Origin of the sequence: Mucilaginibacter jinjuensis (genome assembly GCF_028596025.1) — a bacterium.
Lineage (GTDB): Bacteria > Bacteroidota > Bacteroidia > Sphingobacteriales > Sphingobacteriaceae > Mucilaginibacter > Mucilaginibacter jinjuensis.
Map to the genome: position 1 here is coordinate 2,603,299 of NZ_CP117167.1, position 11,574 is coordinate 2,614,872.

General features: G+C 44.7%; 7 protein-coding genes. 4 read left to right on the plus strand and 3 right to left on the minus strand.

Annotated features, from left to right (window positions below; translation table 11 throughout):
* The first annotated feature begins 216 nt into the window (after positions 1-216).
* The 4 genes from PQO05_RS11845 to PQO05_RS11860 all read left to right on the plus strand — a co-directional run bounded on the left by PQO05_RS11845 (position 217) and on the right by PQO05_RS11860 (position 5,825).
* A complete protein-coding gene (locus PQO05_RS11845) occupies positions 217-1,614 on the plus strand; it encodes an alkaline phosphatase (RefSeq protein WP_273633124.1) in 1,398 nt (465 codons plus the stop codon).
* A gap of 261 nt (positions 1,615-1,875) precedes the next feature.
* Complete coding sequence (locus tag PQO05_RS11850; RefSeq protein WP_273633125.1) at positions 1,876-2,568, plus strand: ABC transporter ATP-binding protein; 693 nt, start codon at positions 1,876-1,878, stop codon at positions 2,566-2,568.
* Entirely contained in the window at positions 2,561-5,119 is a 2,559-nt protein-coding gene (locus PQO05_RS11855) for an ABC transporter permease (protein ID WP_273633126.1), read from the plus strand. Before PQO05_RS11850 ends, PQO05_RS11855 begins: the two co-directional genes overlap by 8 nt.
* 10 nt (positions 5,120-5,129) lie before the next feature.
* Positions 5,130-5,825, plus strand: coding sequence for an arylesterase (locus tag PQO05_RS11860; RefSeq protein WP_273633127.1), 696 nt, complete (start codon positions 5,130-5,132; stop codon positions 5,823-5,825).
* Positions 5,826-6,022: 197 nt separating this feature from the next.
* Here PQO05_RS11860 and PQO05_RS11865 read toward each other — a convergent pair whose 3' ends face one another.
* The 3 genes from PQO05_RS11865 to pta all read right to left on the minus strand — a co-directional run bounded on the left by PQO05_RS11865 (position 6,023) and on the right by pta (position 11,468).
* Positions 6,023-7,927, minus strand: coding sequence for an AAA domain-containing protein (locus tag PQO05_RS11865; protein WP_273633128.1), 1,905 nt, complete (start codon positions 7,925-7,927; stop codon positions 6,023-6,025).
* A 226-nt stretch (positions 7,928-8,153) separates the two neighbouring features.
* Entirely contained in the window at positions 8,154-9,353 is a 1,200-nt protein-coding gene (locus PQO05_RS11870) for an acetate/propionate family kinase (protein ID WP_273633129.1), read from the minus strand.
* Positions 9,354-9,374: 21 nt separating this feature from the next.
* Positions 9,375-11,468, minus strand: a complete 2,094-nt coding sequence (gene pta / locus PQO05_RS11875) for a phosphate acetyltransferase (RefSeq protein ID WP_273633130.1) — start codon at positions 11,466-11,468, stop codon at positions 9,375-9,377.
* Between the last annotated feature and the right edge of the window lie 106 nt (positions 11,469-11,574).

Sequence of the window (11,574 nt, forward strand, 5' to 3'; positions counted from 1 at the left end):
GGGGCGCGGTTGGATGTGAAATGGCAGGGAGGGGTAATCTGCAATATGAAGTCTCCACAGGATCCCACTTGCTAAGCGAATATGTATGGCCGTATACCTGTCCCGTGGGGTGCCGAAACAAGTTCGGCATGACGGGAAGGTTAAGAATAACCCCAACCTTAATACTAAATTAACCGTCAGGTAAACAGCAAATCGTTACTTCGCATAAACATCAATATGAAAAGAAGAGAGTTCTTTCGCAATGGTACCCTGGCAACTTTAGGGGCAACATTATTTAACCCCTTTAGTTCGGTAGCAAACGTACTGAACCCAATTGCAACGAGCGGCAAAGCCAAAAACATTATATTTATGGTAGCAGACGGCATGAGCACCGGGACGCTAAACATGGCCGATATGTTTCTGAACCGTAAATATGGCCGCTCGAGCAATTGGTTAGGTTTGTATCGCGAAAGCCGGGGTACCAGGGCATTGATGGATACCGCGTCGGCCAGTTCGCTGGTTACTGATTCGGCCGCAGGTAGCTCATCATGGGGCGGCGGTGTACGCGTTAACAATGGTGCATTAAATGTTGGCCCCGATGGTAAAGAACATAAACCTATTTTACAGAAATTTAAGGAAGCTGGCAAAGCTGTTGGCTGTGTTACTACTGTACCTATTACCCACGCCACCCCGGCGGGGTTCTGCATAAATTTGGGTAGCAGGGGCGATCAATCTAAAATTGCCGAACTATACCTGCCGCTCAAATTTGATGTTATGATGGGCGGCGGTAACGATTACTTTAGTGCGGCCAAACGCAAGGATGCTAAAGATATGTACCAGCAGTTTGAACTGAATGGTTATACCGTTATTAAGAACCGCACCGATATGCTGGCCCAAAAAGGCGGCAAACCTATTTTGGGTGTATTTGCCGATGATGGTTTGCCTTACACGCTTGATCGCAACCAGGATAACACCTTGCAGGACACTGTGCCTACGCTAGCCGAGATGACCAAAACGGCTATCTCCATTATGAACAAGAACAGCAAAGGTTTTGTATTACAGGTAGAAGGTGGTAAGGTTGACTGGGCTGCTCACGGTAACGATGCCCCGGCCTTAATTTATGACCAGATGGCTTTTGATGAAGCCGTTGGCGAAGCTTTAGCCTTTGCTGAAAAAGATGGTAATACTTTAGTAATTATGACCACAGATCACGGCAACGCCAACCCCGGCCTGTTTTACAGCGATATGGCTAATGCCGATTTTGATAACTTCCAGAACTTTAAGCATACCAATGAGTGGGTGCTAAAACAGATTCGCAAGGGAGATACCGCCAGCCGCGTTGTCGAGCAAATTGCTGATGCACAGCACATCGCTATTACCCAGGCAGAGGCCAATGACCTGTTAAAATATTATAACTCAGTTAGTGAGGAAGGCCTTTATAACGAAGCTAACTTACCCCTCCGTAAACTGGCCGAAATTCAGCAGAAATATACTTTTGTAGGCTTTGGTTCAATGGAGCACTCTGCCGACTATGTTGAGCTGGCCATGTTTGGCCCGGGTAGTAATTTGCTGAAACCTTTTGTTAAGAATACTGATTTGCACAACTTGATGCTGCATGCTACAGGGATGATATAATTATTAGCATTTTATTTTGTAATTGTTTTTTGTCATTCTGAACGTAGTGAAGAATCTTCTTCGATGTGCATTGCCGCTCTACAAGGCGAAGAAGATTCTTCGTTAGCACTCAGAATGACAAAGTAAGGCGGAAAAGCAAAGTGCGCTCTGTCACCCCCAAATCATAATCTCCAAACAAACACGCTCATTCACTCTTTCTGTAACTTAACTACGTAACAAATGGCGTAGCTTATCATCCAAAACAAAAACGCAGAATAACGAGTGGAAAACATACTTCATATTGCTGATCTCAGCAAAAGATACCAGAGCGCCGGTCGTACCCTAACCGTGCTCGATCATATTAATTTCTCGGTTACCGCAGGCTCAACCAATGCTATTGTAGGTCCATCGGGTAGTGGTAAAACCACCTTGCTTGGGCTTTGCGCAGGACTGGATCGTTCGAGTTCGGGTATTGTAGAATTGAACGGCATTAACCTCGGTAACTTAAGCGAGGACAAACGTGCGCAGGTGCGTAACCAGTACGTGGGTTTTATATTTCAGAATTTCCAACTGCTGCCTACGCTAACTGCTTTAGAGAATGTGATGGTTCCATTAGAGCTTCGCGGCGAACGTAATATTAAAGCCCGCGCGCTTGATCTGTTAGATAAAGTGGGACTGGCCGAACGCAGCCACCATTACCCAACCCAGCTTTCGGGCGGCGAGCAGCAGCGGGTATCGCTGGCGAGGGCGTTCAGCAACCAGCCTAAAATATTATTTGCCGATGAACCTACGGGTAACCTGGATGCGGAAACGAGCGAAAAGGTTATTAAACTCATCTTCGACCTGAATAAAGAAGCTGGAACTACTTTAGTGGTAGTAACACACGATCTGGAACTGGCGGCTAAAACGCAGCGCATTATTCGGATCAAGGGCGGTAAACTGGTGTCGGACGAAAAAACGAGTGTCAATGTCTGAGACCAATCAACTGGAAAAACCACCGCTTAAATTAGCGTGGCTTTTCGAGATGGCCTGGCGCGATAGCCGTAAAAACCGTTCGCGTTTGTTCCTCTTTATTTCGTCTATCATATTCGGTATTGCCGCAATAGTGACTATTTATTCCTTTGGCTATAATGTAAAAAAGGATGTAGATAACCAGGCAGCTACGCTGATTGGTGCCGATTTGGCTATATTCTCCAATAAGCCCGCTGACGAAACTACCAAGCCGATCCTTAACTCATTCGGCGACCGTAAATCGGAAGAACGGAGCTTTGCCTCCATGATCTATTTCCCAAAAGGAAACGGAACACGTTTGGTACAAGTGCGTGCTTTGCAGGGCGAATTTCCTTATTATGGAACTTTAGAAACCACACCGACCGCTGCCGGTACTGATTTTAAGAACGGTAAAAAAGCACTGGTTGACCAAACCCTGATGCTGCAATTTAACGCCAAAGTTGGCGACTCGATCAAGGTTGGTAATGTTACTTTTTTAATTGACGGTATCCTGAACAAAGCACCGGGACAAACCGGTATTTCGGCAGGTATTGCGCCTATTGTTTACATCCCGTTGCAATACCTCGATCAAACCGGGTTAATGCAAAAAGGTAGTCGCATTAATTACAATTACTATTACAAATACGACCACGATGTAAACGTTACTAAGTTGATTAAAGGCCAGGAAACCAAACTGGAAAAAGCTAACCTGAACTACGATACTATTGATACGCGTAAAGAAAATACCGGTCGTAGTTTTGAAGATTTAACAAGATTCCTGTCGCTCGTTGGGTTCATTGCTTTATTATTGGGCTGTGTAGGCGTAGCCAGTGCTATCCATATTTATATTCGCGAAAAAATTGCTTCTATCGCTATTATGCGTTGTTTGGGTGTGCGATCAACACAGGCATTTTTGATTTATTTAATTCAGATTATTGGTATTGGACTAATCGGTTCTATCATTGGCGCTGCTTTAGGTAGTGCGATAGAGCATGTGTTGCCGCTGGTATTTAAAGATTTTCTGCCGATCACGGTTTCTACCGCTATTTCGTGGATGGCCATAGGGCAGGGGTTATTACTGGGTGTAGTAATATCGGTATTATTTGCTTTACTTCCATTGATCGCAATTCGTAATATATCACCGCTGAATACGCTGCGCATGTCGTATGAAAACATTAACCTGCTGCGCGATCCTTTGCGTTGGTTAGTGTATACGTTAATTGTTGGCTTTATCGTGGTGTTCAGCTATTTCCAACTGAGTAGCTGGCCGGCAAGTATTTTCTTTACTATTGGCATCTTGGTGGCTTTCATGATCCTGACTTTAATTGCCAGGTTATTAATGCGATTGGCAAAGGCGATACTCAGCAATTCGTGGAGCTATTTATGGCGGCAAGGTTTTGCTAATTTGTATCGGCCTAATAACCAAACTATCATCCTCATCGTCTCCATTGGTTTAAGTACTACGTTTATCTGCACACTGTTTTTTATCCAAAGTATGTTGGTTAAACAGGTTAGTATTTCGGCCACGACTAATAGTGCGAATATGATCTTATTTGATATTCAAACGAGCCAGAAAAAAGGGGTAGAAGGCTTAACCGAACAATTCCATTTACCGGTGATACAACAAGTACCCGTGGTAAACATGCGAATTGACAAGGTGAACGGTAAAACCGCTGCACAGGTAAAGAAAGATACCACGATACAGGTATCATCACACGTGTTCAGCAACGAGTACCGCTCTACCTACCGTGACACTTTAACGCCGACTGAAAAGGTTGTAGGTGGCGAGTGGAAAGGCAAAGCCATAACGGGTGCCGATGTGCCGATCTCGATAGAAGACCGTTTTGCTAAACATAACCATTTGAAAGTAGGCGACCATATTGAGTTTAATGTACAAGGTTCGCCGGTGCAAACGGTTATTGCCAGTATCCGTACCGTGAACTGGAATAAGATGCAGACTAACTTCCTTGTCGTATTCCCTAAAGGGGTACTGGAAGATGCACCGCAGTTTTACGCTATGTTAACGCACGTGCCATCTAAGCAGGTATCAGCTAAATACCAGCAGGCGGTGGTGAAGCAGTTTCCGAATGTTTCGATGATTGACCTGGGGCAAGTGCTAAGCGTGCTGGATGAATTACTGGACAAGCTGGGCGACATTATTAAGTTTATGAGTGCATTCAGCATTATTACCGGGATTGTAGTATTAATTGCTTCGGTACGCATCAGTAAATATCAGCGTATACAAGAGAGTGTTTTATTAAGAACAATGGGTGCAAGCCGCAGGCAGATATTGACCATTACCGCGTTAGAATACCTGTTCCTGGGCACATTATCAGCCTTAACTGGTACACTCATTGCTTTTATAGGAAGCTGGCTACTGGCTAAGTTTAGTTTCGATATTCCGTTTTCGGCAGATGTAACGCCTGCTGCTGGCATATTTTTAGCTATTACTGTATTAACCATTACCATTGGTCTGTTAAATAGCCGTGGGGTGTTGAATAAGCCTCCTTTGGAAATATTAAGAGGCGATTCGTAAATTGAATAATATGCATCTATTAAAAAAAAGCGCTTCTTTGCTGCTTGCACTCGCCATTGTGAGTTGCAGTGATAAAAAGCAGAACAATAATACCATAGCAGACACCCTCGCCAATAAATCTGATTTGGCGGGGCAAACTACACCAACAAGCAAGAAAACGATTTTAGTTTTTGGCGATAGCTTAACTGCGGGTTATGGACTGGATGACCCATCCGAAGCATTCCCCGGCGTGATTAAGGCTAAGATCGATTCGCTGAAATTACCTTACAATGTAGTTAATGCCGGTGTTAGCGGCGAAACATCAGCCGGTGGCTTAGGCCGTATCGACTGGATCTTGAAACAAAAGCCGGATATATTTTTGCTCGAATTAGGCGCTAACGATGGCCTGCGTGGGAACTCGGTTGCGCAAACTATCAGCAATCTACAGGCAATTATCGATAAGGTAAAGAGCAAGTATCCAAACACAAAAATTATCCTTTTAGGCATGCAGGTACCGCCAAGCATGGGCCAGCAATATGTTAATGATTTCAAAAAAATGTACCCCGATCTGGCGGCTAAAAATCATGTCGGACTGGTGCCGTTTCTGTTAGAGAACGTAGGCGGTATCGCTAAATTGAATCAGGCTGATGGTATCCACCCAACCCCGGCAGGAGCAAAAATAGTAGCCGAAAATGTTTGGAAAGAGTTAAAACAATTTGTCAATTAGCCAATTTGTCGATTCGGTAATGAAAAGTCCAATTAGCTAATTTGTTGATTCGGTAATTTGTCAATGAAAGCTCAATTAGCCAATTTGTCGATTAGTCAATGATCTAATTAGCATTAGCTAATAGACAAATTGTCGAATTAACAAACTTGCTTAGGCATTGACAAATCGACAAATTGCCGAATTATCTAATTGACAAATTAATCCACATATTCCCATGCGCTTTGGTAACCATTGAGTTGCTCGGCATAGCTCACAAAATCGGCATAAAAAGGCAGACGTGTAAGGGTTGAACTGTCACCAATTACTACCAGTTTTTTGCGGGCGCGGGTCATGGCTACGTTCATGCGGCGGGTGTCTGACAGAAAGCCGATCTCGCCATCTGTATTACTCCGCACCATGCTGATATATACAATGTCACGTTCTTGTCCCTGGAAACTGTCAATTGTGTTTACAGTGATTTTATCCTGGTGCAAAAGCAGTAGTGGGAAGTCGGGCAACTGTTCTTTCAGTATACTGATCTGCTGTTTATAAGGCGAAATCACGGCAACGGTAGGCATGTTTTCGGCAGTATAATGTTTATCCAAGATGCCAAATAAACGATCTAAATGTTTCAAGGTAAAAGCTGCTTCTTCGGGATTGGTACTGCTGGTGCCTTCCAGTTTTTCGTCGAAACCACAGCCTGCGGTATCGATAAAATTTAATGGCTGATCATCGGCAAATAATAACTGTTTGGCTACTGAATCATTGGCCTTTAACTTATCATCATAAAATATTCTGGACGAGAAACCCATAATGTTTTCGTTCATCCGGTATTGCTCATCCAACAATACAACGGCCTCGGGATGCAGGTTGACGCATTTTTCGAGCAGGGTAGTACTCAAACCGCTACGTGCAGCCTCTGCCGATTTTATGGTTGGCGGCAACTGGCAATGATCTCCAGCCAAAATTACTTTTTGAGATTTTAGTATCGGAATCCAGCAGGCAGGTTCCAGGGCTTGACCGGCTTCGTCAATAACTACCGTATGGAACTTTAATTTGCGGATGGTATAATGATTTGCGCCAACCAAAGTGGCTGTTATTACCTGTGATTTGGCCACCACATCATCAATAATGTATTGCTCGGTTTTCTCCACATCGCGCATTATCTTATGGGCTTCATCAAACAGGGCCTTGCGCTGATCGCGTTCAGACTTACCGAAACTGCGTTTGTACTTGTGCGCCATGTTCTTATATTCTGATGCTTGTTTTTTGAGCTTCTTGATCTCCTTGGTCATGGCGTGGTCGGTCATCTTGCTATCTAAAGTCAAGGCCGTTAATCTATCCGATACCCTTGCAGGGTTACCGATGCGTAATACATTCAACCCTTCTATCGAAAGCTTTTCACTCAGCAAATCAACCGCAGTATTACTTGGTGCTACTACCAGAATTTGTTGTTTATTTTGGGCAGATAGTGCTTTAATAGCCTGCACCAGCGTAGTAGTTTTGCCCGTGCCCGGTGGGCCGTGTACTACGGCCAGTTCATCGGCATTTAATATTTTTTCGACTGCTGATAGCTGCGATGGATTTAAGCCTGCAGGTTTTTTATGGAGTATTTCTGATTTAAAAGACGGTGATTTATCTCCCGTTAGTATTTGGATTAACCGGCCTTCTTCGGGTTTCTCTGCCAACAAACTACCCAATTTAAGGGCATTTTGCATTTCATCGTAACTATTATCATCAAACAATAAATCGATACCCAGTTTACCGTCTCGTGCCCAGTCAGGTAATTCTTCAGTAAGTAAAGTGATCTTTAATTTATTGCCACCCTGAAAAGTTACTGTACCATCAACCCGGTCTTTTTTAGGGTCGTGGTTAGAGAACAAAGCTGCCGAAGCACCAAACCTCAACTGGTGGCTTACATCCTGATGTGTAGTGCGTTCAACCTCAACACTAATATAATCGCCACGGCTGGGTTCTGTCCCGCGAATAGCGATAGGGTACCAGGTAACACCGGCCATGCGGCGATCTGCAACAGAGGCGGTTTCGGTTAATTTTTGATAAGCACGCTTGTCTTCATCACGTTCAATTTTGAGTAAGTCGAACAGCTTTTTGAAATAGTCCATTTGGCAAAGGTAGTTTTTAGTCGGGATAGTCCGGAAGACGGAAAGTCCGGAAGTCCGAAAGAATGTGTACTTGCGCGCGATTGCATCGCGTGCTTAACATTTTTTTGCGTTTGTAGCGCCCGAATGGCGATGCAATCGCCGTGAAGTATTAAGCACGCGATGCAATCGCGCGCAAGTCAAGCCACTTTTTCTTTATCTTTTATCCTTTGTCTTTTCGTCCTTCTGTCTATCCCTTCAACCGCGCATAACACTGATTCGCAATCTCCAGCTCCTCATTAGTTGGCACCACCAAAATCTTAACAGGTGAATAATGGGTGTTGATCTCACGAATACCAGGCTGACGGGTATAGTTTTTTTCGCGGTCGATATGGATATTTAAATACTGCAAGTCGTCGCAAGCCAGTTGACGCACTTGGGCATCGTTTTCACCAACACCTGCGGTGAAGATGATGGCATCTATACCGTTAAGTACAGCTGCGTAAGAGCCGATGAATTTTTTGATGCGGTAGGCATACATATCGTAGGCCAGTCTGGCGTTTTCGTCACCTGCTTCAATGGCTTTGGTAATGTCGCGCATGTCGCTGAAACCTGTAAGGCCAAGCATGCCGCTTTGTTTGTTTACCAGGTCGCTTACGCGGTTAATATCGTAACCGAGTTCGTTTACGAGGTAGAAGATCACGGTAGGGTCAATGTCGCCGGTACGGGTACCCATAATCAACCCACTAAGCGGACCAAAGCCCATACTGGTATCCAGCGATTGTCCGTTTTGAATAGCCGTCATGCTGCAACCATTGCCCAGGTGAATAGAGATGAGCTTGGCATCAGGCTTTCTGAGGTAAGCAACTGCTTGCTCTGACACATATTTATGGCTGGTGCCATGGAAACCATAACCCCTGATATGATGCTCTGTATAATAAGATTGAGGCAAAGCAAAACGATAAGCTTTTGCCGGGCGGGTTTGATGGAAAGCGGTATCAAAAACTGCCAGTTGAGTAGCGTTGGTAAAGATTTGCTCGGCCACTTCAATACCTTTGTAGGCTGATGGATTGTGCAGTGGGGCTAACTGAAAAGTTTGCTTTAACTCTTCTTTTACCTCTGGGGTAATTTGGGTAAGCTCGGTAAAGCGTTCGCCGCCGTGTACAACGCGGTGGCCTACGGCAGCAATATCCGATGTATTCTGGATTACGCCAATTTCAGGATCGGTCAACAGGCGGTTAACTTCATTCAGGCCGGTCTCGTAATCGGGTATGGGCATGGTTTCGTTAATTAGCTTTTCTTCGCCATTAATGTAAGTTTTATGGGTAATGGTGGCATCGCCATAGCCTACACGCTCAATCAAACCCACACAAATAGGGCTGGTTGACGGCATCTGGAATAACTGATATTTGATAGAGCTGCTGCCCGAGTTAATTACAAAAATATTCACTGTTAAAAAGGTTTTAGTTTACTACTTGTCCTGGCATTGTATGGCCGTAATAATAACGGTGTTAAATATATCGTCTACTGTACAACCGCGGCTTAAATCGTTTACGGGTTTATTTAAACCTTGCAGCATTGGGCCAATGGCCAGTGCACCGGTTTCGCGCTGTACGGCTTTGTAGGTGTTGTTACCGGTATTCAAATCCGGGAAAATTAGCACGCTTGCGCGGCCAGCCACTTCCGATCCTGGTAACTTGCTGCTACCCACAACAGGGTCAACGGCAGCATCATATTGGATAGGGCCTTCTACTTTCAAATCCGGGCGTTTGGTTTTAACGATCTCCGTAGCACGGCGAACTTTCTCTACATCCTCACCCTCACCCGATGTGCCTGATGAATAGGATAGCATTGCCACGCGTGGCTCAATGCCAAAACGCTGACTGCTTTCTGCTGATGATATGGCAATCTCGGCCAGTTGCTCGGCAGTAGGGTTGGGGTTAACGGCACAATCGCCAAAAACGGAGATCCTATCCGGCAAACACATAAAGAATATAGACGACACCACCGAAATGCCCGGCTTGGTTTTGATAAACTGCAATGCAGGCCTGATGGTGTGCAAGGTGGTATGTACCGCGCCCGAAACCATCCCATCGGCATGGCCTTTATACACCATCATGGTGCCGAAGTATGATACGTCGGTCATTAAATCGCGCGCCATTTCGAGGTTCACGTTCTTGTTTTTACGGAGTTCGTAAAGTGTGTTTACATAGTCTTCGTAATGCTCGTTGCTGGCGGGGTTAATAATTTGTACAGCGTTAAGATCGAGGTTAATATCGAGGCGATTAATGATCGCTGTGATCTCAGTAACATCGCCCAAAATAGTGAGGTTAACTATGCCTTGGTTTACCAAACGTGCAGCCGCTTTCAGGATGCGTTCATCATTACCCTCTGGTAGTACGATGTGTTTTTTAGAACTTTTGGCCCACTCGGTCAGTTGGTACTGGAACATGCGCGGCGTAATGCCTGATGGTTTAAAGGTTACCAAACGTTTATCCAGCTCAACAGTGTTGATGCAGCGGTTAAAGGTATCTATCGCCAGTTGGATCTTCTTGGTATTATCTGAAGTGATCTTTGAACGGATGTTACCCACCTCGTTACTGGTTTGGAAAGTCCCGGTTTCAACAGCTATAATCGGTACAATGGTTTGCAAACCGTTTATCAATCGTATAATAGGTTCTTCGGGCTCATATCCTGCTGTTAAGATAATGCCCGCTACTTTTGGATAACTGGTAGAAAGATTAGCTTGCAACGCACTGATGATGATATCGCCACGGTCGCCAGGGGTAACAATGAGTGTATTTTCTTTCAGATAGTTTAAAAAGTTGGGTACCTGCATAGCGCCGGTCACAAAGTTATCGGCCAGGTTGCTCAGCTGGTTTTCGCCGAAGAGTAGTTTACCATTTAGTTTCTGGTTAATCTCTTTCATGGTTGGGCTGTACAAGCTTGGGTCGCGCGGGATAACGGCCAAAAGGATATCAGATGATAATTGTTCTTTTAATAGTTCCTCAATATCCTTCGCATGTTCTGGCTTCACTTTATTGGCCACCAAGGCCAGCACCTGTACCTCACGCTCGTCGAAGTTACGGATGGAGTTTAATGCCCCATTTACAACCTGTGCCGTAGTTTTATCTTCACCTGTTATCACGATGATTACCGGGGCACGCAGGTTTTTGGCAATCTGTACGTTAATCTCAAACTCAAACGCAGCGCCTTCACCCAAATAGTCGGTACCCTCTACAACCGTAAAATCGTTCTGGTTTTCGAGGTGCTTAAATTTGCGGATAATGGTATCAATCATTTCGCCGCGGCGTTCGCTTTCCATTTGGTGGGTAGCTTCTTCCCAGGTAAAAGAGTAGGTATCCTCTGGCTGCATCGGCAGATCGAAGTGACTAATAATGGCATCGCTATGATGTTCTTTGTATAAGGCAGGGTCGTGGCTGATGATGGGCTTATAATAGCCTATTTTTTGCGCTTTGCCCAAAAGCATATTTACAAGGCCGATAGATATGATTGATTTCCCGCTGTGCGGTTCTGTACTGGCAATAAAAACGGTTTTAATCATCGTATTTTGTTGGTTACACTGATTGTGTTTTTGATTTCACCGATATAATATCATTAGGCCGATTGTTGTTTGAGTACAGCGCTCAGGATTGAAATTATTGTCGATT

Coding starts and splice junctions, on each gene's coding strand:
- PQO05_RS11845 (WP_273633124.1), top strand. CDS start 217: ATGAAAAGAAGAGAGTTCTTTCGCAATGGTACCCTGGCAACTTTAGGG.
- PQO05_RS11855 (WP_273633126.1), top strand. CDS start 2,561: ATGTCTGAGACCAATCAACTGGAAAAACCACCGCTTAAATTAGCGTGG.
- PQO05_RS11860 (WP_273633127.1), top strand. CDS start 5,130: ATGCATCTATTAAAAAAAAGCGCTTCTTTGCTGCTTGCACTCGCCATT.
- PQO05_RS11865 (WP_273633128.1), bottom strand. CDS start 7,927: ATGGACTATTTCAAAAAGCTGTTCGACTTACTCAAAATTGAACGTGAT.
- pta (WP_273633130.1), bottom strand. CDS start 11,468: ATGATTAAAACCGTTTTTATTGCCAGTACAGAACCGCACAGCGGGAAA.